The organism is Polyangiaceae bacterium (assembly GCA_020633205.1).
In the GTDB taxonomy this organism is placed as follows: Bacteria; Myxococcota_A; Polyangia; order Polyangiales; family Polyangiaceae; genus JAHBVY01.
This window is the reverse complement of sequence record JACKEB010000010.1, coordinates 1,337,761-1,362,598: the sequence shown is the minus strand read 5'-3', so window position 1 is coordinate 1,362,598 and position 24,838 is coordinate 1,337,761. Positions and strand designations below refer to the sequence as shown.

18 protein-coding genes are annotated in these 24,838 nt (G+C 64.2%); 15 read left to right on the top strand and 3 right to left on the bottom strand.

Going from position 1 to position 24,838, the window contains the following annotated elements:
* The 9 genes from H6718_05690 (at position 1) to H6718_05650 (ending at position 10,328) form a co-directional block, all read left to right on the top strand.
* Positions 1 to 930, top strand: a complete 930-nt coding sequence (locus tag H6718_05690) for an alpha/beta fold hydrolase (GenBank protein ID MCB9584867.1) — start codon at positions 1 to 3, stop codon at positions 928 to 930.
* Entirely contained in the window at positions 927 to 1,334 is a 408-nt protein-coding gene (locus H6718_05685; protein ID MCB9584866.1) for a response regulator, read from the top strand. The genes H6718_05690 and H6718_05685 overlap by 4 nt, the downstream gene beginning before the upstream one ends.
* Positions 1,327 to 3,432 carry a chemotaxis protein CheA gene (locus H6718_05680; protein ID MCB9584865.1) on the top strand — a complete coding sequence of 702 codons (2,106 nt, stop codon included), beginning with the start codon at positions 1,327 to 1,329 and terminating at the stop codon, positions 3,430 to 3,432. The genes H6718_05685 and H6718_05680 overlap by 8 nt, the downstream gene beginning before the upstream one ends.
* The gene (locus tag H6718_05675; GenBank protein MCB9584864.1) at positions 3,425 to 3,928 is read left to right on the top strand and encodes a purine-binding chemotaxis protein CheW; all 504 of its coding nucleotides are present in this window, start codon (positions 3,425 to 3,427) and stop codon (positions 3,926 to 3,928) included. The genes H6718_05680 and H6718_05675 overlap by 8 nt, the downstream gene beginning before the upstream one ends.
* Before the next feature lie 96 nt (positions 3,929 to 4,024).
* Entirely contained in the window at positions 4,025 to 4,489 is a 465-nt protein-coding gene (locus tag H6718_05670) for a chemotaxis protein CheW (GenBank protein ID MCB9584863.1), read from the top strand.
* Positions 4,486 to 6,639 carry a HEAT repeat domain-containing protein gene (locus tag H6718_05665; protein ID MCB9584862.1) on the top strand — a complete coding sequence of 718 codons (2,154 nt, stop codon included), beginning with the start codon at positions 4,486 to 4,488 and terminating at the stop codon, positions 6,637 to 6,639. The genes H6718_05670 and H6718_05665 overlap by 4 nt, the downstream gene beginning before the upstream one ends.
* A gap of 35 nt (positions 6,640 to 6,674) precedes the next feature.
* Entirely contained in the window at positions 6,675 to 7,532 is an 858-nt protein-coding gene (locus H6718_05660; GenBank protein MCB9584861.1) for a protein-glutamate O-methyltransferase CheR, read from the top strand.
* A complete protein-coding gene (gene cheB, locus H6718_05655; GenBank protein MCB9584860.1) occupies positions 7,532 to 8,593 on the top strand; it encodes a chemotaxis-specific protein-glutamate methyltransferase CheB in 1,062 nt (353 codons plus the stop codon). The genes H6718_05660 and cheB overlap by 1 nt, the downstream gene beginning before the upstream one ends.
* Before the next feature lie 169 nt (positions 8,594 to 8,762).
* Positions 8,763 to 10,328: a DegQ family serine endoprotease gene (locus H6718_05650; GenBank protein ID MCB9584859.1), complete on the top strand. Its 1,566-nt coding sequence runs from the start codon at positions 8,763 to 8,765 to the stop codon at positions 10,326 to 10,328.
* Positions 10,329 to 10,394: 66 nt separating this feature from the next.
* On the opposite strand, the gene fumC is transcribed toward H6718_05650, so the two are convergent.
* Positions 10,395 to 11,786 carry a class II fumarate hydratase gene (gene fumC / locus H6718_05645; GenBank protein MCB9584858.1) on the bottom strand — a complete coding sequence of 464 codons (1,392 nt, stop codon included), beginning with the start codon at positions 11,784 to 11,786 and terminating at the stop codon, positions 10,395 to 10,397.
* A gap of 261 nt (positions 11,787 to 12,047) precedes the next feature.
* On the opposite strand from fumC, the gene H6718_05640 reads away from it, so the two are divergent.
* On the top strand, positions 12,048 to 14,333 hold the full coding sequence (locus tag H6718_05640; GenBank protein MCB9584857.1) for a transglycosylase SLT domain-containing protein: 2,286 nt from the start codon (positions 12,048 to 12,050) through the stop codon (positions 14,331 to 14,333).
* Positions 14,334 to 14,390: 57 nt separating this feature from the next.
* Here the strand turns inward: H6718_05640 and H6718_05635 are convergent, their stop codons facing one another.
* Both H6718_05635 and H6718_05630 read right to left on the bottom strand, forming a co-directional pair.
* Positions 14,391 to 16,049: an outer membrane protein transport protein gene (locus H6718_05635; protein ID MCB9584856.1), complete on the bottom strand. Its 1,659-nt coding sequence runs from the start codon at positions 16,047 to 16,049 to the stop codon at positions 14,391 to 14,393.
* 106 nt (positions 16,050 to 16,155) lie between these two features.
* The gene (locus tag H6718_05630) at positions 16,156 to 19,968 is read right to left on the bottom strand and encodes a hypothetical protein (GenBank protein ID MCB9584855.1); all 3,813 of its coding nucleotides are present in this window, start codon (positions 19,966 to 19,968) and stop codon (positions 16,156 to 16,158) included.
* Positions 19,969 to 20,597: 629 nt separating this feature from the next.
* On the opposite strand from H6718_05630, the gene glmU reads away from it, so the two are divergent.
* The 5 genes from glmU (at position 20,598) to H6718_05605 (ending at position 24,632) form a co-directional block, all read left to right on the top strand.
* Positions 20,598 to 22,034: a bifunctional UDP-N-acetylglucosamine diphosphorylase/glucosamine-1-phosphate N-acetyltransferase GlmU gene (glmU, locus tag H6718_05625; protein MCB9584854.1), complete on the top strand. Its 1,437-nt coding sequence runs from the start codon at positions 20,598 to 20,600 to the stop codon at positions 22,032 to 22,034.
* A 198-nt stretch (positions 22,035 to 22,232) separates the two neighbouring features.
* Entirely contained in the window at positions 22,233 to 22,832 is a 600-nt protein-coding gene (locus H6718_05620) for an OmpA family protein (GenBank protein MCB9584853.1), read from the top strand.
* Positions 22,833 to 22,864: 32 nt separating this feature from the next.
* Entirely contained in the window at positions 22,865 to 23,656 is a 792-nt protein-coding gene (locus tag H6718_05615; protein MCB9584852.1) for a bacteriocin family protein, read from the top strand.
* Between the two features lie 9 nt (positions 23,657 to 23,665).
* Complete coding sequence (locus H6718_05610; protein MCB9584851.1) at positions 23,666 to 24,184, top strand: universal stress protein; 519 nt, start codon at positions 23,666 to 23,668, stop codon at positions 24,182 to 24,184.
* Positions 24,171 to 24,632, top strand: coding sequence for a BON domain-containing protein (locus H6718_05605; GenBank protein MCB9584850.1), 462 nt, complete (start codon positions 24,171 to 24,173; stop codon positions 24,630 to 24,632). The genes H6718_05610 and H6718_05605 overlap by 14 nt, the downstream gene beginning before the upstream one ends.
* Positions 24,633 to 24,838 lie beyond the last annotated feature (206 nt).

The window sequence follows — 24,838 nt, the reverse complement described above, 5'->3', positions numbered from 1 at the left end:
ATGCGCAGGTTTATCCAACTCTCGGGGGCGAGGAGCAGGGCCTCACGTCGCTTGGCGTCGCTGGCGTTGGTGCTGGCTTCGCTGGGGCTAGGCGCTGGTTGCAGCTGCGAGGAGGAGCGCCTCCCCCCCAAACCCAGCCAGAGCGCTGCGGTCAGTTCCGCGAGTGCTGGCGATGTGCCCAAAGCGGCCAAGCTCGAAGTGGTGAGCTTTGCCGCCGCGGATACGGTCCCGCTCAAGGCGGATCTGTTGCCTGCGGATTCCAAGACCGCGCCCCTACTGGTGCTGGTCCACCGTTTTCGAGGCGATCGGCACGAGTGGGCTCCTTTGCTCGATCGGCTGGCGGCGGCGCCGAAGCAGTACCGCGTGGTCAACGTGGATTTACGGGGTCACGGTGACAGCAAGTCCGCGGCGGGTGGGATGGTTCTTGATTGGGGTGCCATGACCCAAAAGGAAATCCCAGACCTGGAGAAGGACATCGAGGCAGCGATTCAGTTTGGCCTCCAAGGCGCTGAGCCCAAGCACATCGTGCTGATCGGAAGCTCCCTCGGCGCAACGTTGGTCGCAAAGGTTGCGGCGCGACAGCCAAAAGTCGCTGCTCTCGGCCTGGTGTGCCCTGGGGCGCGCCTTGAAGGCCAGGACGTCTATCACGCTTACGCCGAGGTACGCGGCCTCCCCACCTTTTTCGCCTCCGGGAATGGTGACAACGTCTCGCGTACGCCACTGGGATCTCTGGTGAAGATGGCGCGCCACAGCACGCTGAAGGAGTACGCTACCTCCCGGCACTCCGCGCAGCATGTCGGAGCGGATGCTCCTCAGCTGTGGGGCGACCTGGAAGACTGGTTGATGCAGAACTACGAGCTCGAACCTCCCGCGCCTGCCGACGCCGGAGCCGCCGATGCGACGGCGGAGAAGCCCAAGGGAGAGAAATGATGCGCGTGTTGGTGGTCGAGGACTCGTTGTCGATGCGTTCCTTCGTGCGCAGCGCGCTGGAGTCGGAGCCGCAGCTCGAAGAGGTGGAGGTGGTCGAGGCGGGCAGCGGCTTCGACGCCCTGCGTCTGTTGCCCCGCGGGCCGTACGACCTGGTGATAACCGACATCAACATGCCGGACATCAACGGGCTCGAACTCCTGCAATTCATGCGCAAGAACGAGCGCCACCGCGCGACGCCGGTCCTGCTCATTTCTACACAGAAATCTGAAAAGGACATGGAGCGCGGTTTCAAGCTCGGTGCCACCGGGTACTTGGCCAAGCCATTCAGCCCTGAGGCACTGTGCCAGGAAGTCGTCAAGCAGCTGGAGGCGGCGAAGGTCGACCAAGGTAAAGACGGTGGCTGAGATCGGCGACAAGGCCCGCGAAGAGTTCTTCAGCGAGGCCCAAGAGATCATCGAGCAGCTCAGCCGCAGCCTGCTGAGTCTCGACGCCGCAGAGAAGGGCGGTCGTAGCGATCCGTCTTTGGTCAACGAGGCTTTCCGCGCGGTACATACCCTCAAGGGGTTAGCGGGGCTGTTCGGCGCGAGCCGCATGGGGCAGCTGTCTCACGAACTCGAAGACGTGCTTGATGACCTGCGCCTCGGTCGGATAAACCTCAGCGCGAATGTCCTAGACTTGCTGTTCGAGGCGGTCGACTTGTTTGGTCACGTGCTCACCGCCGAGCGAGAGCACAGCGACGAGCCCATCCCCCAGCTGGACGAGCTGCTCATGCGCATCGCGAGCATGGGGCAGTCCGCGCCTTCCGTCTCTCACCCCATCGCGGAGTACGACCTTGATCCGGGCATCATGGCCGTGCTCACCGAGTACGAAGAGCACCGGCTGCGCTCGAACGTCGAACAGGGCCTCGGCCTGTTTCGGCTCCGGGTGCATTTCGATCTCGCGACCATCGACAAAGCGCTCGAGGACATCAAGCAACGGGGCAAGGCGCACGGCGAGATCATCACCTACTTGCCTACGGGCGAAGCCACGAGTCCGGACACGATCGAACTCGATCTGTTGATGGCGTCTTCCGACGACCTCGCGACGCTTCGCGCCTCCCTGGGGGCGGAGAACATCGTGATCGAGGAGGTGCCTCGCCGCCGCATCTCCAGCGCAACCATTCCGCCGCCGGGGCTCACTGGGCAAGGGCCGGTCACGAGTGTCGTTCCTCCGAAGCCGGAGTCCGTCGTTCCACGCGCGCGCCACTCCGAGATCGCCCCGCAGGAAGCGCAGGGCAGCCTGCGCAGCGTCACTCAGACGGTCCGCGTCGACATCCGCAAGCTCGACCATCTGATGAACATCGTAGGTGAGCTTGCGATTGTGCGCGGCGCGCTCTCCCGCACGGCGGAGCGCTTACGCGGCGAAGGCATGCGCCAGCTGGCCTCGGAGCTGCACCGCTTGCACCGCACCTTCGATCGTCGCTTGAGCGAGATGCAGGCGGGCATCCTCGAGGTTCGCATGGTGCCGCTAGGCCAAGTGTTCGATCGCTTGGCGCGTGTCGTGCGGCAGATCAGCCGTGAGGTGCAGAAGGAAATTCGCCTGGTCATCACCGGCGCCGAGACGGAGATCGACAAGCTGATCGTGGAAGAGCTGAGCGACCCGCTCATGCACATGATCCGCAACGCGATCGACCATGGCATCGAGAGTTCACGTCAGCGCGAATCCGTAGGGAAACCGCCGGCGGGTACGATCGCGTTGAATGCCTATCAAAAAGGCAACCACGTCATGATCGAGATCGAGGATGACGGGGCCGGTATCGACGAAGCTGCGCTGCTGGAAAAAGCGGTGCGCATCGGCAAGGTCGACCGCGAGGACGTGGGCGACCTCACTCGCGAAGAGATCTTGGCGTTGATCTTCTTGCCCGGCGTCAGCACTCGCGATGAGGCGAGTGACTTCAGCGGTCGGGGCGTTGGCATGGACGTCGTCAAGACGAACATCGCCAAGCTTGGCGGTGTCATCGACGTGCACTCCGAGCGCGGTATCGGCACGAAGATGACCATTACGCTGCCGATCACCTTGGCCATCGTCAGTGCCCTGGTGATCCGCGTAGCAAGTCAGGTGTTCGCCATTCCGCTCTCCAGTGTGAGCGAGGCAATCGCCTTCGATGAGCGTGGTATCCGCGTGGTCGATGGTCGCGAGGTCATGACCTTGCGCGGGACCACGCTTCCTCTGTGCAGACTCCGTCAGCTGTTCCAGCTGACTGGCACGCGGGACGGTCGAGGCTTCGTCGTGGTGACGGAGGTCGGCAATCGGCGGCTCGGGCTGGTGGTTGACCACCTGGTTGGCCAACAAGACATCGTGATCAAGGCACTAGGTGAGACCCTCGCCTCGGTGCGTGGCTTTGCCGGCGCCACCGAGATGGAGGATCAGAAGGTTGGTCTAGTGCTGGATGCGGCAGCGTTGATCGAGGAGGTGCTGGCAGGCATCGACGCTCCGCGGGAGCTGATGAGGAGCAATGGCTGAGCTGACACGCACCAACAAGCCACCGCAGGCGATCGCCCAGCAGGTGTCGGAGGATCGCGGTGTGATTCGCGAATACCTTGCCTTCGTCCTCGCCGGTGAGGTCTACGCCGTGGCGCTCACGCGGATTCGCGAGATCCTCAGCCCCCCGCCGATCACGGAAGTCCCGCGAGCGGGCCGCGACGTGATCGGTGTGTGCAGCGTGCGCGGGCTGTTGGTCACGGTGGTCGACCTGCGGCGCCGCATGCGACTCGAGGAGGCGCCGATCTCCCGACGTAGCCGCATCTTGTTGGCTATCGCGAATTCCGGGGAAGTGGTCGGCTTGATGGTGGACGAGGTCAAGCAAGTGATCCGCCTTGCGGAAGCGGAGATCGAGATCGCGCAAACGGTGCTCGGCGGCGACGTCTCCGAGCACGTGATGGGGATTGCGCGTCCGGCAAGCGGTGTCGTCGTGTTACTGAACTTGGGAAGCATCGTTTCCGGAGGCAACCGTGGCTGAGGAGTTGGCTTTCTACGACCGGGACCTGCCACCTGAACGGGGGTTGCAGTGAGCCAGAAGTACCGTCCGGTTTCCGCGAAGAGTCTGGTGGGCTTCGTGGTTGGAGACGTGAGCTACGCGGTGCCCATCAGTTCCGTGCGGGAAATCGTCAATCCACTTGGGCTGACCGAACTGCCCCATGCCCCCTTCGTGGTGGCGGGGGTTGCGGATCATCGCGGTGAGGTGCTGCCCGTGATTGACCTGCGGGCACGCTTCGGTGTGAACGAGGCCCGCGACGACCGACGGGAGAAGTGGATCTTGGTCGACTGCGCAGGGCGCACCGTTGGGTTGATCGTCGATCGCGTAACCGAAGTGTTCGGTACCGCGGGGGAGGCGCTGCGTCCTGCGCCGAGCTTGGGCTCCGGGGACGACGTACGCGGTATCGTCGGAGTGACAAGCCACGAGGGTGTGCTCACCTTCGTCCTGGATGTGGGCCGCTTTGATGAGCTGACCTTGGCTCTCGATACCGGCGAGCTGCAACAGGCTGCGCAACTTCCCCAAGGAAACAAGGCCGCTACGTGATATCTTTTCCCGACCTCGAGGTGGCGCTGATCTCCAGCGAACCAGAGCAACGCCGACAAGCTGCGTCACTCTTGGTGAGCCATGGAGGGTCGGATCGGGTCCGGCTCTTGATGCAGGCGCTGGGCGACTCGGACTGGCGGGTGCGCAAAGAGGCGGTGGCAGTGGCGGGGCGCCTTGCTCCCAATGCCGAGTCACTGAACGCCCTGGTCGCCGCCCTGCAACCCGGAGAAAACGTAGGCCTGCGCAATGCAGCCGTGGAGGCGCTCAGTCGCTATGGTGAGCCCGCCGTTTCCGCGCTGAATCAGGCGCTGTCCAGCCTTGATGCGGACGGTCGCAAGTTGGCCGCCGAAGCGCTGGCGATGACGGGCGCGGCAACTGCGCTCGTCGGATTGGAAGCGCTGCTCGAGGATGAGGACCCGAACGTACGCGCGGCCGCGGTAGAGGCGATTGCAGGTATCGGCACGGCCTCCATCGAGCGCGCCGTGTCGTTGCTCGAGGGATGCCTCGCTTCCGAGGATCAGTTCATGCGCTTGGCAGCGCTCGACGGCTTGAACCGTCTTGGGGTCGTGCTGCGCTTCGAGCAGGTCGAAGCCTTGCTCAGTGATCGCGTGCTCGCGCGCTCAGCGTTGATCGCGGCAGGGCGCTGCCAGGATCCTCGCGCGGCGTTGCCACTGGTCAGCGCGTTGAACACCGCGCGTGGCGCCACCTGGAATGCGGCGTTGCAGAGCGTGAGCGACCTGGCCGCAACCGGCGTCTCCGCGGAGGGTTCTGTGCGCCGCGCGCTCGAAGGGCTTAGCGCTGGAGCGCGCAAGAAGCTGCTTCACCTCGCGACGACACCTGGTGATGACGAAGCGAGCCGCCGCATGGCGCTGCTGGTTTGCGGCGCTCTGGGAGGTCGCGACGCAGCGGACGCCGCCATCGCTTCACTCGAGGACGATGCGACCGCCGGCGAAGCCGAGCAGGCGCTCTTGATGATCGGTGCGGACGCCGTGCCTGCGTTGATCAAGCTCGCTGCGGACGGTCCGCGCACCTCGCGTATTGCCGGAGTCACGCTGCTCGGGCGTCTCTTGGCGACCACCAAAGGCAGCGACAACCGGCGGGGCACGGACGTGGTGCTGGAGGGGCTCAACTCCGGCGAGCCTGCGGTCGTGAAAGCCGCGCTCCTAGCGTTATCCGAGATCAATGACGAGCGCGCGCTCGAGCCGGCGTCTCGCTGGCTGCGTACCGATGTGGCGCCGGGCCTTCGCGCGGCCGCGGTGCAGAGCCTGAACGCTTCCGCCGTGAGCTTTCCCGTTGCCGCAAGGAAACTTGCAAGGCAGCACGCTTCGGAGCCCGACGGCGGCCTGCTCGTGGCGACTCTGATCGCAAGCCTTGGCGGCGAGGTGCTGGGTAGCCTCGAGGACGACTTGAACTACCTGTCGGACGCGTTGAACAACTCCTCCACCGCGGTGCGACGCGCTGCAGTCGAGGCGTTGAGCCGTATCCCTAGCGAGCGCGGCGTGGAGATCGTGGTGTTCGCACTTACCGACGAAGAGCGGGATGTGCAGCTCGCCGCGGTCAAGAGCCTGGGCCGTATTCGGCGCCCCGAGGGGAGCCCGGCGGGCGTGGAGCGGCTGCTCCAGCTGATCGACAACTCAACCGACGATATCCTGGTGGCGGCGGCGCTTCATTCCCTCGGGGATACGGCAGACCCGCGGGCTCTCGACGTGCTCAAGCCACTGGCCCGATCTGGGCCCGCGATGGCGGCGGTGTCTGCAGTTGAGGCGCTGGGGCGCCTGAGCCTGCACGGCTCCGGTCAGGAGGGACGCGCCATTGAAGCCTTGATCGACTCGCTGAGTCATCCCGACTCCGAGGTCGTGAAATCAGCAGTGCGAGTCTTGGCTGACCAGCGGGACCCGCGAGTTGTCACCCACTTGGGCGCCTGCCTGGATCACGAGGCGTGGGATGTTCGACGTCTCGCGGCGGACTTGTTGGGGCGCATCGGTGGTGCGAGCACGCTGGAACTCTTGAAGGCACGCTTGACGTCGGAATCGGAGCCGCTGGTTCGCGAAGCCGTGCAGCGTGCCCTGATGGCGCTGGAGTCCGCGTCTGGTCGTCGCACGACCACGCCACCGCCTGGCAGCATCATGGCCGCCCGGAAGGACTCGTGAAGCGGATCCGCGACGACTTCGGCAGCCCCTGGCGCATTCGCCCCGACGAGTTTCGGCTGCTCCGAGACGCGTTCAACGAGTACGCCGGGCTGCACTTCGACGACGACGCAGCGTACCTCTTCGAGCGTCGGCTCAGCGAGCGCTTGGAGGCGCTCGATCTGACGGGTTTCGACGACTACTACAAATATTTGCGATTCAACCTGCGAGGGCGCTCGGAGCTCGAAGAAGCAGTGGAGCTACTCACCACGAAAGAGACGTACCTCTTTCGTCAAGAGTATCAGCTTCGCGCGTTTCGCGATGAGTTGTTGCCTCGTCTCTGGGAAGCGAACCGCACCAAGCGGCGGCTCTCGGTGTGGAGCGCGGGCTGTTCGACAGGCGAAGAGGTCTACTCCATCGCGATTCTGATCGAGCAGAGTGGACTATTCGATGGCTGGGACGTGCGAGTGATCGGCAGTGATTTGTCACGGCGCAACGTCGCGCGTGCTCGCGCTGGCGTGTACCGCGGCGCGTCGTTCCGAGCGATGCCAGATGCCGTGAGAGATGCCTTCTTCACGGAAGTACCCGGCGGAGAGCGGGGTGGGCGCGCCTACCAAGCCAATGATGTCATTCGGCGCAAATGCCACTTTGGGCAGTTGAATTTGTTGGATACGAGTACGGCACCGATCGTCGGACGTGTGGATGCCATCTTCTGTCGCAACGTACTCATCTACTTTGACGTCCAGTCACGTCGCCGGGTCATCGATATGCTGTACGATCGACTGTTCCCTGGGGGGTACTTGATGCTGGGCCACTCGGAGTCTCTGCTCAACGTGTCGACCGCCTTCGAGCTGGTCCACCTGACGGAGGATCTGGTGTACCGGCGTCCCGTAGGGGCTGGGGGGAGACGCGGCTGATGGCGGAGCCGATCAAGGTCTTGATTGTGGACGACTCGGCGTTCAATCGCCGAAGCATCGCCCAGGCGCTGGCGGGGACACCCGAGGTGAAGGTCGTTGGGACCGCGGCTGATGGAGAGGAAGCGCTACGGCTCGTGGGCGCGCTCAAGCCGAACGTCATCACCTTGGACCTCGAGATGCCCAAGATGGATGGCTTCACGTTCTTGCGCATCTTGATGAGCAAGATGCCGACGCCGGTGATCGTCGTCTCGAGCTATTCCCAGAAGGAAAATGTATTCCGCGCCTTGGAGCTCGGCGCGCTCGACTTCATTCCCAAGCCTGACCGCCACGTGGACGTGGAGATGTTGGGAGTGCGCGATCTGCTGTTGCAGAAGGTGCTGATGGTGCGCGCGCTGCGTCCCGAGGCATTCGCTGCTCGCCGCATGCTGGAGACTGTCTCCAGTCACCGCATCGACGTCAAACGCACTGAAGCGCCGAAGATCCCACCTCGCCACCTGGTCGCCATCGCGTCGTCAACCGGCGGCCCCACGGCACTGATGGAAATCTTCGGTCGCTTGCCGCCGAAGCGCAGCATCTCGGTGCTGGTGGCTCAACACATGCCGGAGAAGTTCACCCGTACCTTCGCTGAGAGGCTGAATCGCCGCTGCCACTTGCAGGTCACGGAAGCCACGGACCTGGACGTCGTCAGCGAGCAGACGGCGTTCGTGTGTCCTGGTCGCAAGGTGATGCAAGTGGAGAGCGAAGGCGTGATGAGCTCCGTGCGTCTACGGGTGCGCTTTCCAGACAGCACCGACCGCTACGTTCCCAGCGCGGATCGGTTGCTCGCTTCCGCGGCGAAGGTCGCGGGTTCACGCTGCGTGGGAGTCATCCTCACGGGCATGGGCGATGACGGTGTGGAAGGCGCAAAGGCGATCCGCGCCGCTGGCGGTCGCGTGATCGCTGAGAGCGAGGAGACCGCGGTCGTCTACGGAATGCCTGGATCCGCGGTGCGAGCCGGCGTCGTGAACGAGGTGATGCCGCTGCCCGCCATCGCCGATTGGCTCGCCGAGCTCGGTGGCTGAGCGTTGCTCTCAGTCGAATAAATCAGCGGTTTCGGGCGTTCCTTCTCCCACCGCTAGTGCGGAGGAAAACCAAGCCTCTGCCTCGCGCGTAGAGTCATTGGGGTGGTGTTTCGATCCGCCCCAATGATCGCTGAGCTACTGCGTCAGACGATCCAGAGACGGAGGGATCATGCCAGGTTACGGATTGCGTCAGGTGGGCACTGTGAGGCCTTCGTCACGGCTCCACGGCAGCGCACCTGCGCTGGTGCTGTTGAGTGCGTTGCTTGCGGGCTGCGCTGGGGGAGCGCCAGTCGCAAAGGCACCTGATGCACCTCCCCCCCAACAACAACCAGCGCCAACCAGCCAACCTGCGCCGCTCACCGTGTTGCCCCACCCCGCGCTCTCGCGCGTGGGTTCGCCGTCGAGCATCGCGGATGTCGCGGAGCACGTCACGCCGAGCGTGGTGAACATCAGCGCGACGAAGATCGGACGCAAGGTGGACTTCGAAGGGACGCCGTTTGGCGAGCCGTTCTTCAAGCGGTTCTTTCCGGAGGGTGAGCCGCCGCGGCGACGCAACGAGTACGGGCTCGGTTCAGGCGTGATCGTGACGGACCCCGGCGCGCCGGGGGAAAAGCTGGTGCTCACGAACCACCACGTGATCGCCGACGCGGACCGCATCCTGGTGCGCACGGCGTCCGGAGAGCGGCTCAAGGCGCGGGTGCTCGGAAGTGATCCACAGAGCGACCTTGCCGTGCTCAAGCTCGAAGGAAATACGCAGAGCCTCGTGCCGCTCAGCTTTGGTAACTCCGCACGCCTGCGCTTGGGAGACATCGTTCTTGCCGTGGGGAACCCGTTCGGAGTCGGCCAGACGGTGACCATGGGTATCGTCTCGGCCAAGGGGCGCTCCAACATGGGCATTGTAGACTACGAGGACTTCATTCAGACCGACGCGGCCATCAACCCGGGCAACTCTGGTGGCGCGTTGATCGATATGGAGGGCAACCTGGTGGGCATCAACACCGCCATCCTCGCGCGTGGCGGAGGCAACGTCGGCATCGGCTTCGCGATCCCAAGCGCGATGGCGTCGAAGATCATGCACAGCTTGATCGAGTTTGGCGAGGTGCGGCGCGGTTGGCTTGGCGTCGTCATTCAGGATCTCGATGCGGAGCTTGGGCAGGCGCTCGGCGTGTCCGCGACCCACGGCGTCGTGGTTTCCGATATGGAAAAGAGCGGGCCAGGCGCGAAAGCTGGCTTGCAGCAAGGCGATGTCATCCTGAGCGTGAACGGCACCGAGGTGGAGTCCACGGGTGAGCTCCGCAACGCCATCGCCGCAGCCGGTTCCGGCAACAGCGTGAAACTTGGTGTGCTCCGCGGCAAGCAACAGCTGAGCGTGGAGGTGAAGCTCGGAGAGGCGAAGGCCAAGGGGGGCCGCGCGAAGTCACCGCGAGCGGCACCATCCTCGTCCTGGGGCGGGGTGAAGGTGGACGAGCTGACTCCGGAGCTGAAGAGCCGCCTGCACTTGCCGGACAGTGTGCCCGGTGGCGTGATCGTCAAGTCCGTGGAGAGCGGGAGCACCGCGGAGCTCTCCGGGATCCAGCGCGGGGACATCGTGACCAGCGTCGACAAGCGGGCGGTCAAGTCAGTCAGCGATTTCGAGCAGGCGCTCGGCAAGCACAAGCCAGGGACCAAGGCGCTGCTCCTCGTCTATCGAGGCGGCCGCGCGATGTACATGCTGCTCGAGGTCGGCAAGAAGTAGCCCCAACAAAGCAGGAAACGCCCGGTTTCCTCAAGGAACCGGGCGTTTCTAAGATGCTCAGAGGGCTCAGCCCTTGGGGCCGACCATGTCTTCCGGGCGCACCCACTTGTCGAAGTCTTCTTCCGTGAGGAAGCCCAGCTTGACCGCAGCCGCCTTGAGGGTGCTGCCCTCTTTGTGGGCCGTCTTCGCGATCTTCGCCGCCTTGTCGTAGCCGATGTGAGGGTTTAGCGCCGTGACCAGCATCAGCGAGTTGCCCACGTGCTCCTTGATGCGTTCACGGTTTGGTTCGATGCCCACGGCGCAGTTTTCACGGAAGCTGTCGCAGCCATCGGCGATCAAGCGGCAGCTCATCAGGAAGTTGTGAGCGATCACCGGCTTGAACACGTTGAGCTCGAAGTTGCCGCTCTGGCCACCGATGTTGATCGCGACGTCGTTGCCCATGATCTGCGCGCACAGCATGGTCATCGCCTCACACTGAGTGGGGTTCACCTTGCCTGGCATGATGGAGCTGCCCGGCTCGTTCTCGGGGATCAAGATCTCACCGATGCCTGAGCGCGGGCCGGAAGCCAACCAGCGCACGTCGTTGGCGATCTTGGTCAGGCTCGCAGCGAGGGTCTTCAGCGCGCCATGGGAGAACACCAGGGCGTCGTTCGCTGCCAGCGACTCGAACTTGTTCGGCGCGGTGACGATGGGGTGTCCTGTCAACTCGCTGAGCTTTGCGGCCACGCGCGTCGCGTACTCCGGGTGGGCGTTCAAGCCGGTGCCAACCGCGGTGCCACCAAGCGCCAGCTCGCATAGGTGGGGCACGCTGCTCTCCAGGTGCTTGATGCCGTGGTCGAGCTGCGCCACCCAGCCGCTGATCTCCTGACCCAAGGTGAGAGGGGTTGCGTCCTGGAGATGCGTGCGTCCGATCTTCACGACGTCGGTGAACGCCGCAGACTTTTCCGCGAGGCAATCACGTAGGCGCTTGAGCGACGGCAGCACGTGGTTTCGCACGGCTTCGGTCGCTGCGACCGCCATTGCGGAGGGGAACACGTCATTCGAAGACTGCCCGCGGTTCACGTGGTCGTTCGGGTGGATCAGGCGCTCCATCCCACGTTGCCCGCCGAGGATCTCGCTACCGCGGTTCGCCAGCACCTCGTTCATGTTCATGTTCGACTGCGTGCCGCTGCCGGTCTGCCACACCACGAGGGGAAACTCCCCGTCGTGCTTGCCGGCGATGACTTCTTCAGCAGCGCTGACGATGGCGCCCGCGAGCTTCGCGTCCACGGTGCCCAGGTCTTGGTTCACCAGCGCGGCGGCCTTCTTTACCTGAGCCAACGCTCGCACGAGCTCCATCGGCATGCGCTCGCCGGAGATCTTGAAGTTGGTCAAACTGCGTTGCGTCTGCGCGCCCCAGAGCTTGTCTGCGGGCACCTCGACGTCGCCCATCGTGTCTTTTTCGATGCGTACGGTCATGGCGGCGGGAGCATGCCCCAAGCGCTGCGGCTACCCAACCCGATCCGTCAACTTCGGCGTCCTACGTGGGTTCTGCTGGGACGCTTCACGCGGGTTTGGGGGGGAGGCGCGCCAGGTGCAGCCCGAGTGCCCGCACGAGGTGCCGCGGCCTCTACTGAACGCATTGCGGCCCCTGCCAGAAATCCGCCGCGTGGATCAAGAAGTTGGAGTTCCGCGGCGCTCGTTTGACCCATTCGTCGGAGGCCGTTACGACTGGTCGCGATGCGCGCTGTTCACGCCACCACTGCGTCCGAAATCTCCGCGTCCGGAGTCGCTGACTCGGGGATCCGATCGCGACTACGTCGGCGAAGCCTCACGGCTTTGGTCGGTCTCCTGTGCGGCTTGCTCGCGAGTGAGGCGTGGGCCGCTGACGACAAGCAACCGGAAGCTCCAGCCAAGAGCGACACCGACAAGAAGTCGGAGGCCAAGAGCGACTCCAAGGCCGAGGCCAAGCCAGACGCCAAGGAGCCCGGCCCAGGTGCGGGAGCTGGGCAGCGCCGCATCGAACCCGCAGCAAAGCCTGAAGCAAAGCCCGACGCAAAGGACCCCAAGACCGCGGCGAAGGAAGCGCCGAAGCCAGAGGCCGACCGCGCCGCGAAGACTCACCAACGCGGCCCAGCACCGCGGAAGCCGAACCCGAAGCTACCCGAAGACGCACCGCGCTCCGAAGCGAACCCCGCAGTGCGCCGGGCGATCGCCGAAGGATCGGTCGCCGACCAAGAGGCGGAGATCGATGACGACGAGATCCGCGCGCTGGTCGACGCGGATCGCGTCTTGTTCCCGCGCCCGCTGGTCGGCGCGACGCCAGGTTGGACCTGGGGCTTGCCGCAAAAGACCGCGCCGCGAACCGGCGGCTCAGGGCTCCCTCCTCAAGCTGGGCTCGCGACTCCGAAGAAGGATGACGGCGCCAAGCGCGCAGCTTGGCTGCGACAGCTCAGCATGCCGAATTTTGATGTGCGCCTCGACCCTCGTGTCGTGAAGTACCTCGAGTTCTACAAGACGAACCCCCGAGGTCAGGCCATCGCTCGCGTGTGGGCGAAGAAGAGCGGGCGCTTTGCGCCGGCGATTCAAGCTGAGCTCTCAAAGGCTGGGTTGCCCACTGACTTGGTGTGGCTGTCCTTGATCGAGAGCGGACATAACCCGACCATCTACTCCAGCGCGGGCGCCGCAGGCTTGTGGCAGTTCATTCCTGATTCCGGGCGGATCTACGGCCTGACTGTCGATCGCTGGGTCGACGAGCGTCTCGACCCCCAGCGCGCCACCGACGCGGCCATCAAGTACCTGTCAGATCTCCACACGCGCTTCGGCAACTGGGAGCTCGCGATGGCTGCCTACAACATGGGGCACGGCGGCCTCTCGCGTGCGATTCGCAAATACAATACCAACGACTACTGGGAGCTCTCACGCTACGAAGCCGGGATCCCCTGGGAGACGACGCTCTACGTCCCGAAGATCGCGGCCATCGCCATCGTGATGAACAACAAGCGCGTCTTTGGTTTGGAAGACGTGAAGCCAGACCCGGCGGAGAGCTTTGACACAGTGAGCGTGCCTGCGGGTGTGAGTCTGGACCAGGTCGCCGCCGCCGCTGGGGTCACGAAGCAACGAGTGGAGGAGCTGAACCCCCACTACCTTGCGGGCCGCGTGCCACCCCCCGGTGGAGAGAAGGCGCCTTCCAGCTGGAAGGTTCATGTTCCGCGCGGAGAAGGTGTGCGAGCACGTCAGGGTCTGGCGAAGGTCGCCAAGATTGACTCGAAGCTCGAACCGTACGTCGTCCGCTTCGGGGACACCGTCGAGGCCATCGCCGCGGAGCGCCCCGGCAGCGAGTACTCACTGCGCAAGACCAACGCGATCGGACGCAATGAGCGCCTCGAGGCTGGGACGGTGCTGCTGGTGCAGAAAGGCGCTGCTCCCCCCAAGCCGAAGGGCGATCCCGACACCGCCGTCGTGCCCCCGCGGCCGTTCAACTACAAGAGCCGGAAGCGGGTGTTTTACCGCACGCTGTCGTCGGATAGCGTCGAAACCGTGGCTTCCCACTTCGAGGTCACTCGCGCCGAGATCATCGCCTGGAACGGCCTCGACACCAGCGCGCGGTTGTTGAGCGGCATGGTGCTGCAGCTGTTCGTGAAGCCTGCGTTCGACCTTGGGCGCGTGCGTCTGGTGGACGACCCGAAGGTCCTCGTTGCGGGCAGCGAGGAGTTCTTCGAGCACTTCGAAGCCAAGAATGGTCGCAAGCGGATCCGAGTCACGGTGCGCGCCGGGGATTCCCTGTGGAAAATTGCAAAACGCTACGGAATGAGCGTTGGCATGATGGAGCGCATCAACCGTATCTCCCGGAACAAGCAGTTGCAGGTCGGCGATACGCTCATTGTCTACGCGAAGGCCGTAGACAAGGTGACTGACGACAAGGAAGAGGGTGACGCCAAGCGCGAGCCGTTGCCCGCCGTGAAGCCGCCTGAGCCCGATAGCTTGCCGGGGGGCGCCAAGGCCACAACGGACGCGGGTAAGTAGCGCGGCTGTGCCTCGCGCCGGCCCCGGCGGTGCGGCGGGACAGCAGCGCAGCGCAGCCTAGCGCTTGCCTTTGCCCTTGCTCGGCTCCTCGATCGGGTTGCCCTGGTCGTCGAGGTGGATCTCTTCGTCTTCCTCGTCGAGCTCTTCCACGCCATCCCCACGCTTCGCCTTCGGCTCGGGCTCTGCGTCGGGCTGAATGCCTGGCTTTGGCTTGAGCCGGAACGTGCCGCTACCCTCGGGAGGTTCGCTGGGCGCTTCTTTGGTGGAGTCGAACTGATAGGTGAGCCCGATCCCCAGCACCAACGCGCTTGCTTCGTAGCGGCCCGCGTTGATGTAGTTCTTGCGGTCCGGAGGATTCGCTCTCAGGGGCAACACCTGGGCGATGCGCGCCTCGTCCACGCTGACGTTCACGGGGGAGCCAAAAACGCGGGCGATCACGCCGTCGAAGCGCCACTTGCCGATGTGTAGACCGCCGCCCAGGCCAACAGTGATCTTGTCTACGTCTACCGTGGTGGCGCTGAGGTAGGGATTCGGGATGGCGCTCTTTTCGTAGCTAATTCCCGCGCGGATATCGAAAGGGTAGTCGCCGATATCCAGTGTGTGCTCGCCGCCAAAGCGCAAGCTCCAGGTGTTCTGGAAGTTACGCTCGAGGGTGATGTCGCTCACCTTGTATTCGTCGGGGAAGGCCTCCACGCCCTTCAACGAGATGTTCTGTGGCTCGATGGTGATCTTGTCGTGCACCGCCCAGTTCTCCCAGACATAGGCGAGCTCGATCCGCGTATCGGGGATCCCCCGATACTCGACTCCGGTGCGCAGGACGCCGGGCAACGTGAACTTTACGTTTGCGTCGTTGCCGGCCTGGCTGGCGTTTTCGAAGACGGGCGCGCTTGGCAGGCGGACGTCGACGGTTGCGCCGGAGTTGATGGAGAAGGGCAGGTGGTAGGCGATGCCCAGGCGCACGTCGTCGTGAGGCACCACGGTGGCGCCCAGGACACCGCTCGGCGCAAAGATCGTCCCCACCTTGAGCTTGCTGACCGCGTCGTAATCCGGCTGTTCTGGCGCGCAGATGAAGCGATCGGGGACGCAGGCGCTGAACGCAACGCTGGTCTCGAAGAAGCCCGTCAACATCTCGATGCCAGCTCCGAGGGCTAGCTCGTCCACCGGGCGCCAGGACGCGTAGGCTCCAACGACGGCGAGTGCTGAGCCATCCAGGGAGATCAGAGAGTACCGTTGAGGCGCCGGGCTGCCTCCGACGGTCTCCGGATAGCTCGTGATCGCCGCGTAGGGCGCCCAAAGCCCGAGGGCGAAGTTGAAATCCTTGGTTCCGAGCGGATTCGCGTACACCAGGGTTGGGATGGGGAGCACCGGGCTCGTACCTTCGACCTTGGCGAAGGTTCGTGTGAACGATTGCCCGGTGGGCTCTCCGGTGTTGGGATCCGTTTGCTCGACGCGGGCTTGGCGCTGATAGGTGCCGCTGTAGTTGAGCCAGGACGCATCAAACAAGAACTGATGGCCGGTGAACGCCAGGCCGGCGGGGTTATAGTAGATGGACCCGGCGTCGTCTGAGCCGGCGACCAAAGCACCGCCGCGACCGAGCCCGCGCACCCCGCGGTCCGAGAAGTAGAGGCCCGCAGCTCGGGCGGTGCTTGGCAGGAGGCAGAGCCCGGCGCTAAGCGTGACTGCGCTGAGGATTGCCGTACGGATCTTGTGGTTCATGCTGCTGGTGTCGCTTCAGGCAATGGAGAAACAGGAGAGGGGAGCGGAGTTCGCGCGCTTGATAGGGCAGAGTCGGTGACGCCCGCGAGCTGACGCGGGCGCGCGGCTAGTTGCCGTTGCGCCCGCGAACGATTTCGTAGAATTGCTCCATGCCGCGATTCTTGCTCAGCATGAAGTCGCGCACCGTAGCAAATACCGCCTGGAAATCTTCTGCGGTCAGCGGTTCATCCTGTCCTTTGCTCGAGTCGATGCGATTGACCTCGGCGACGGTATCGAGGAACACCTCGAGGGGTGTCGGACTCGTGTCGCTGTTCGGGTCGATGGGGCTCACCAGATTCAGCAGGATGCGATCCAGCATGCGATAGCGGTCGTAAGGGTTACCCGTGCCGTCCGCCGGTTCCTGCGTGAGTGCCTGGGTCAGCTTGATCACGCGATCCGCCGCGCCTGGACGGGGCTTGCCGTCGGCCGTGTTGCCTTCCGGAGCCGCTGCGAGCGCGACTGCGTTGTAGATCGGCGGCATGTGCTGATCGTCCCCCAAGAGCTGCATCAGATCGTTCAGCGAGGTCAGCGTGGAGTTCAGCGCGTCGTGGTCGCTCGCCTTCTGCAGCAGGTAGCGCAGCAGGTTGCTCACCGCGACGCGGGTCTCGGGATCCTGGTTCAGCAGGTCCAAGAGCGCGATCACGGTGCTGAAGCTCGGGCCTTCGAAGGTTTCCCCCGCCTTCTGGGTCATCGTGGTGGTGGCCCACTCGCAGGGCGTGCCGGAGGTTTCGCGCTTCGGGCAGTTGGCGTTGATTTGTTCCCGCAGCACATCGACCAGGATGGGCGTGGCCTTGGGGGTCGAGGGATTGTGGAACTTGGCGCCAGCGCCGCTGCCGTCGACTTGCAGGAAGGTGTCCACCAGGTTCGAACGCGCGCTGCGCCAGCCCGGGAGCCGTGAGCTACCCGCCATGGCCGTGTCGAAGTTCTGCATCGCCTTGGCGAACAACTCGTAGGGCGTGATGGGGGTCGTGCCGTGGGTGCCGTCGCTCCAGGTGGTGACCGACTTGCCCTTGCGGTCCTTCATGTTCACCGACTGGCTGTAGGTCGGGTCGAGGAGCGCGAGGCCGATCTGGCGGATCATCTCGACGCCGTCCACCTGCCGCCCATTGCGGGTGTCGTTGATGGTCGTGCCTTCGAGCACCTCGGTCATGCGCCCCAGCGCGGGGATGAGATCCGTCTTGAAGATCTGCGCCAAGATCGGCTCGTAGTACCTGAGGCCGCTCTCGGAGCAGTACTTCGGGTTGTAGTTCGCGACGCCTGGCTCCCAAGTGCCGGTCTTGCTGCACTCGTCGCCGTGGCCGGCGCTTGGCCAATGGCGATACAAGACCTCGATCAGCTCGAGGAAGAGCTGCCCGTTCTCTTCAGGATCGTCGAAGGCCTGCACCACCGGTGCGATGCCTGCGTAGAAGTTGTGCTTTTCCCACGTGAAAATGGCTCCGTGGTCGCGAAGGCGAAGCAGATCGTTCGAGTTGCTCAGAGCGCAGTCCGCTAGCTCGATGTTGTGTGCCGAGTTGAAGCGGGTGGGGCACACGCTGGTAGAGAGGGGTTCGATCAGGCCAGTGATGAAGTCGTTGGTCTCGATAGCTCGCGCGTCGTTCCCGTTGGGCGGGATGAAGTTGTCCTGGTCGGGCATCGTTCCACCGAAAGCCGGTCCAAACTTGTCGCTATCTGTGCCGAAGAACACCAAGCGGTTGAACGCCTCGGGGGTGGGGTTGAGGCTCATGCCCGTGATGTGGCTGGAATCCTCGAACACTTGATCGATGCTCACGATGTTGCTCGAGAGGTTGAGGATGCCGTTCAGCAGGCCATCCTCGATCTCCATGATGCCCTCGGGGGTGCGTGGCTCACCGTAGTGATCGATCAGCGCGTCCAGGTAGAGCAGGCCCATGTCGTGGATGCGCAAGAGCTCACACTCGTCGTAGCTCCCGATCAGCGGCCAGCTCAAATCGATGTTGAACATCTTCACGCGAACTTTGGCGCCCTGCTTGTTGCAGGAGTTCACGTGATTCATGTCGTGGATCAGCTGCAGCGCCTGGAACCACTGGCTCTGGTTGCCCACCACGTCCGGCTTGGAGTAGTCGACGGCTACCTGGACGGGCTCCTTGGTGTCGCCGGTGGACAAGTTCTGAAGCGTGGGGCTGTTCAGGTCCCGGGGGTCGTACGTCGCGCGATCCGCGTAGGTGTTGAACTTGGAGAGCGCCTCCATCAGCTCGTTTTGCACCTTCGGGTTCTTGAAGGTTGCCATTACCCTGCGGAATAGGCCTTCGTTCTGCAGCACCTTCACAACGACCGGCATCAGCTCGTCCCAGAACGTGCTCTTGATGTCGAGCTTCACGTTGGGGAACTGGTTGCCGATCTCTCGGGCGCGCAGGGCGGCTCCGATCAGCCGCGCCAGGTCGCCTTCGTTGTTCTGCATCAGCTGCTTGGCCATCAGGAGCCAGCTGTCGCTCTCCGGGTGTGCGAACACCTGGCCCACGGCGTGGATCAAGTCGAGCAGCGGGGAGGTGGCGCTGTCGAAGCTCGGGTAGCTACCGCCGTTGGCCCAGTCAGCGGGGACCTCCTTCGGCGAGCCGTAGAGCAGGTAGGCACCGGACAGCAAGTTGAGCACGGTCTCTCCGCCTGGAGCCGATGCATCCGGATTCAGCAGCGGCTCCAAGTCGCGCACCAGCGCCGCCGTCAGCGTCTGGGAGGTGTCGATGTACTCGTAGACTTCCTCCCCCCCTGAAGTCAAAGCTCGTCCATAGAAGTCCGGGGCCTGAACGCGCTGGAAGGCTGGGACCACGAACGGCGGGTCCACCTGCGCCAAACCATTGGGACCGACGAATCTCCCCGCGGAATCAACGTCGGCTAGCCCGTCGCCGTCGCTGTCGACGATGAGCGAGCCCATCACCGCGGCGCTCGGGATGGCTACGCCGCGCTGATCTCGCTGCACCAGATAGCGCGGTTCAGAGCCTGGGCCGGCAAACACCGGGTCCTGGCTCAGCATCATCGCGGCCGCGACTTCTAGCTTGGTGCGCGGCCGGTTGAGCTGCAGGGTGCTCGCGTCAACCACCTCGAGCGGCTCCGGCAGAGCGCTCGGGGTCGATGTCGTGAGTTCTCCTTGGGTCATACCAAGTACGTCCTGCAGCGCATCGTACATATCCGCGTTGGGCTCGAAATGCGGCGTGAGCGTCTGGGCGAGGCTGCGTAGCTCCGGGTAGGCCAGCGCCGGACGCAACGCGCCGAGCGTCACTCGGAGCGGGCGATAGCCTTGCCTCCCGGAAAGGCCAGCCAGTGAGTCTTGCGCCGCTCTGGCCAACGCCTCTGCCTGTGCCGGGTCGAGACCGCTCGTGAACTCGTCGTCCTTCGGCGGTCCCGCCAGACCGGAGAACAACCGGCCCGTAGAGCGCGTGACGGAGGGCAGCGTATCTTCCATGCCCTGAGGCTCTACTGGGTTGGACTCGTAGAGCGGCACGATGCCTTTCATGAAACGGCTCAGCGCCACATGGCCGCGCACCGACTCGTTCTTGTCACTCCAAGGGTCGCTGATCTCGTCGTCGGGGAAGGTGGCGTTGAAGGCATCGATCAGCTGGCTCCGACGCCGCGCCATCGCCTCTAGCTTGCTGATGGCGAACTGGCGCGTGAGGGCCGCTTCACCTTGCAGGGTGCCGAGGGGCTTGGTGTCCACCGTGTCGGCATATTTCCCCGAGGCATCGATATGGCAGATCCCACGGTAGGACGCCCCCTCCAGGTCCTCCGTCAGCACGCTCGCTCCCAAGCGATCGCAGAGCGCGGAGTACATGTCGTCTCCCAAGGTCGAGGGAGGTGGCGCGCGTCGCGTCGTATCGAAATCGCTCGAACACGCCAGCACACTCAGCGCAACGCAAGCGCTGCCCAACACGGCGCGCCTGAGTGTCCGCCGAGGACGCTGCTCTTGCAGTTTGCGCCCCGCATCGCGCCTGGAGTGCCGACCGTTACCGCCCCGCAAAGCAATAGCCATGATTTCCCGAGTGTATCGCCTCGAAGGCAGGCGTGAATCGCGAATCCTGCGGGCGTGTAACGCGACGCAGCGACTGGGCCCGGATCGGCGCTCGCGATTTGGCCGCGATTTCTGCGGCTAGGCGCGCGAAGGGGAGCGGGATCGGCGCGTGAGGCGTTCGCGTGACCGTTGGCGCAATTGAGTCGCGTTTCGGGTTTTGCGGCGGGGTGCCGCAAAACCGCTGCGTGCCTCTGGTATTCAGGCGCGCGTCCTATTGACCGCTGGACACTTCCCTGAGGAGTCGTTCGCTCGCGTTGCTTGCGTGACCTGCGAGGCTCGTGCTGGGGAGCCCGGATGGGCTGAGGGGCGGCGTCAGTTCCTTTTTGGCGGCGTAGGGCAAGCGTCCGAACACCAGAACCGATGCGCGCCGCGCCCTGCTTGCTTCACCGTTCGGTGAGCTGGGTGGACGCTCACCGCTCTAAACAAGGGGTTTCGACGAGCCGCAGGCTGGCCATGGTCAGATGCCTCGCAGAGTGGCAAAACCTCGCCCCATGTCAGAGCTCGTGGCGATCATCTTGGCGGCAGGCAAAGGCACGCGCATGAAGAGCGCGCTCAACAAGGTGTTGCACCCCGTCGCTGGGCGACCCTTGGTGCACTTTCCAGTGCGAGCAGCGTTTGAGGCTGGTGCGGAGCGCGTGGTGATCGTGGTCAACCCGGAGAACCGGGACGCCATTCAGAGCTACATCGAAGCGGCGTTCGGGCGCGAGCGAGTCGCTTTCGCGACGCAAGACCCCCCTCGCGGCACCGGGGACGCGGCGCGTGTCGGTCTCGAACCGTTGCAGGATGCAGAGCGAGTGATGATCCTTTGCGGCGATACACCCCTCTTGCGCAGCGAGGATCTGGCCCGGCTGACCAAAGCGCTGGAGGAGCAACCCGCATCACCTGTAGCCTTCTTGACGTGTATCCTCGAGGAACCGGGTTCTTACGGACGGATCTTACGTGACGCCGAGGGCAAGGTTCAGGAGATCCGTGAGTTCAAGGACCTGCGCAGCGACGAAGAGCGCGCGGTGCAGGAGATCAACGCAGGTGTGTACGTGGCGCGCACTGCGTTTCTGCGCGACGCGCTAGCGAGTCTCGACAGCAACAACGCTCAGGGCGAGTTCTATCTCACCGACGTGGTCGCTCGCGCTACTGGGGCGGGTGGAGCGCTAGGCATCGTTGGAGAGGAAGAGGCCATGCTCGGCGTCAACGATCGTGCTCAGCTCGCAGAAGCAGAGGCGATCCTGTTTCGACGGATCGCTGTCGCGCACGGTCGCCGAGGCGCGAACATCCGCGGCAACGCTCGCATCGACGACTCCGTGGAAGTCGGCGTTGACGCGACGATTCAAGACGGCGTGTGCCTGCGAGGCAGCACGCAGGTCGAGGAAGGCGCGACGATCGATGTCGGTTGCGTGATCACGGACTCACGCATCGGCAAGAACGCGATGCTCAAGCCTTACTCGGTGGTGATCGGCAGCAGTGTTGGAGAGTGGGCCGAGATTGGCCCTTTTGCGCATCTGCGCCCCGAGAGCTTGGTTGAGGAGAAGGCGCGCGTTGGGAACTTCGTGGAGATCAAGAAGACCCGCTTGCGCAAGGGCGCGAAGGCCAATCACCTTGCCTATCTTGGCGACGGGGATGTCGGTGAGAACGCGAATATCGGCGCTGGAACCATCTTCTGCAACTACGACGGCTTCAAGAAGCACCGCACCGTGATCGGCGCGGGCGCATTCATCGGCAGCGACAGTCAGCTCGTGGCACCGGTCAACATCGGGGCAGGAGCGTACGTGGCGACTGGCACCACGGTGACGCAGGACGTTCCCGACGACGCGCTGGCAATTGCTCGGCTGAAGCAGGAGAACAAGCTCGGATACGCCGGGCGCCTCAAGGCGCGCCTTCAGGCTGCCGCCCGACGCGACTCGGAGAAGCTTCGCGTCGAAGGCAAGAAGTAGCGCACGGCACTTGCGCTAGCCCTGCCGCGCTGGGCGTGGGGCTGCCGCGCGTCTTGCGGGGCAACGCGCCACGCACACAGGCGGGTCTCGCTCGAACATTGCGCCGCGTTCTGGCGGGTTTTTTCCCTGCTGAGCTGGCCTCGAAGCTCGCAGTCTTTGGCACGCGGTCTGCAACTCACGTCCTCAAAAGGAGGAGTGATGAATAGACAGGACGACAATCGTCGCGCCGGGTCGCCACGCCCTAAGTATCCACGCGGATTTATGCTGGGCGCGACGCTCGGCGCGCTTTTCTGCGCGGTGGCGTGTGCTGCCCCGGTGCAAGAGAACACCGACCCCAACCTGCCGCCGGCGGGCGCGGATAACGAATACAACCCCTCACTGGGGGAGCCCGCGAAGTATAGCGCCCGCTACGTCCAGATCGACGTGGGGCCCGCGGAGGCTGGCTGCCCCACGGAAATCCCGTTCTTCGACTTTGACAAGGCGAAGGCGCGGCCCCAAGACCACCTCGAGCTCTCCGGATTGGCGGAGTGCTTGAACGACCCGAATCATCGTGACGCCAAGATCCTGCTGATCGGTCACACGGATACGCGCGGCAGCACCGCGTACAACCAGCGCCTCGGTCTCGAACGTGCGCAGACCGTGAAGGATGTGCTGGTTGCGTACGGCATTTCCCCCGACCGCATCGAACTCAAATCGGCCGGTGAGAGCCAGGCGCGAGCAGGCAACGACCCGCTCATCGCCCAGGGATACGACCGCCGCGTAGATGTCGTGCAGCTCGAGATCAAGCGCCCCTACTGAGAAGAGCCGACGCCATCGGCTGAAAGGATGACATGGATTTTTTGAGACAGCGCTTGGCGCCCATCAGCGGCGCCGCATGGGCCGCGGTGGAGGCGGAGGTAGCGGGTGTGCTCCGCACCCGCCTCTCTACGCGGCGTGTTGTGGATGTCGACGGTCCGAAGGGTTTCGACTTCTCCGCGCTCAACCTCGGGCGCGTGAGCACACCGGAGAGCCAAGAGGCGCGCGTGCAGTACGGTGTGCGCCAAGTGCAACCCTTGGTAGAGGTGCGCGTCCCGTTCGAGCTCGAGCAGTGGGAGCTAGATAACCTCTCCCGCGGCGCCGACGACGTGAATCTCGATCCCGCGGTGGACGCTGCGATCCAGCTCGCGACTTTCGAAGAGCGAGCCGTCTACAACGGCTTTGCTCAGGGTGGGATCACCGGTTTGAACTCGGCGAAACACCACGAGGCGATTCGCTGGAACCGGGACCCCGAGGCGCTACCCAAGCTCGTCGCTTCTGGCCTCGCGCGCTTCCGCGAGCAGGGCGTTGATGGCCCCTATGCGCTCGTGCTGGATACCAAGAGCTATCGTGAACTCAGTGCAGCGGGAGAGAGTTATCCCCCACGGAAACTCCTCGCCAGGACCCTCGAGGGTGACATCATTCACGCCCCGGACGCGCCGAAGCCAATGCTACTCAGCATGCGCGGCGGCGACTTCACGACCACGATCGGCCAAGACTGCAGCCTTGGCTACGAGGCGCATACCGCGACGCACTTGCGCCTTTATCTTACGGAAACGTTTACGTTCCGGATGACCGGGCCAGAGGCTGTCATCCGTTTCGAGTGAGGTGATGAGATGACTCAGTCAGATACGTCGGCCCCAACAGGAGGTGGACAGCTGTTTTTGGTTCCGGTGGACTTCGCGGAATGCTCCCGCCGCGCGTTGTTGTGGGCGGACGAGAGAGCGCTGGGTTCTTCAGCGAGGCTCCACGTGGTACACGTGATGCCCCCACTGACCGCGGTACCTACGCTGCAGCCGGGGATGCTCCCCGCGATGCAGCCGAGGCTCTACGAGCAGCAGCGGGAGGAGGCGCGGCAAGCCTTGGAGACCCTGGTGCAAGGCTGCCGGAGCCCTGTTACGTGCGAAGTCGTGGACGGTGAGATCGTCAAGACGATCGTTGATCTGTCCGAGAAGCTAGGAGCCGAGCTCTTGGTCGTTGGCACCCACGGGCGCAGCGGTGTGGAACGCCTGGTCCTTGGCAGTGTCAGCGAGTCGGTTCTGCGGAGCGTGAAATGTCCGGTGATCGTCGTGCCTCAGAGCGCTGGGCTCCCAACACCGGTGCCAGTCGGGAGGTACAAGCATGCTGACCAGTGAACTCGTTCAGAACCAGGTGGATGTGTGGTGCCGCGCGGAAGGGCTTCCGGGTGTTGCCGCCAGCTACGCATCAAGCACCGTCGTGCTCTCGGGCAGCGTACCCACGCTGCGCCACGCTCACTTGCTGAAGCGTGAACTCCTGCAGCACAACGACGTTCGAAGCGTCGTGACGTCGGCGTTGGAGATCGAACCACGCCGGGACGACACCGACGTGCTCAAGGACGCGCAAGCGGTACTCGCCGGCTGCGCATGCGCACGGGTGCGACTCGATGTGTTCGATGGAGTCGTCAGCTTGACGGGAGACGAACCCGACTCGGGGTCGCTACAGCTGCTGGAAGACCAGCTGAGCGGTATCCCCGGCGTTGTCGACATTCGCTCGACCGTGACCTTCGCTCCTCCCTTGGAGTCCTTTGACCGCGAGTCGCAGACTGCCCCTCCCGGGGCATAGTGCCGCGGCACCCTCGGAGTTCCACAATCCAGCCCGCTTCAGCCCTAGCCAGGCGAAGCGGGTTTTTCACGCCTAGTTTCTGCGCTCCAGTGGGGTTCGGGTGGGAGTGCCGCATCTCTTGGTAGCGGGCGGCTTGCTCCCGCACCGATACTGGCATCGGAATTGCTGTCGGGGCCACGTGCCAAGCGAAGGTGCCACGGCTCCAC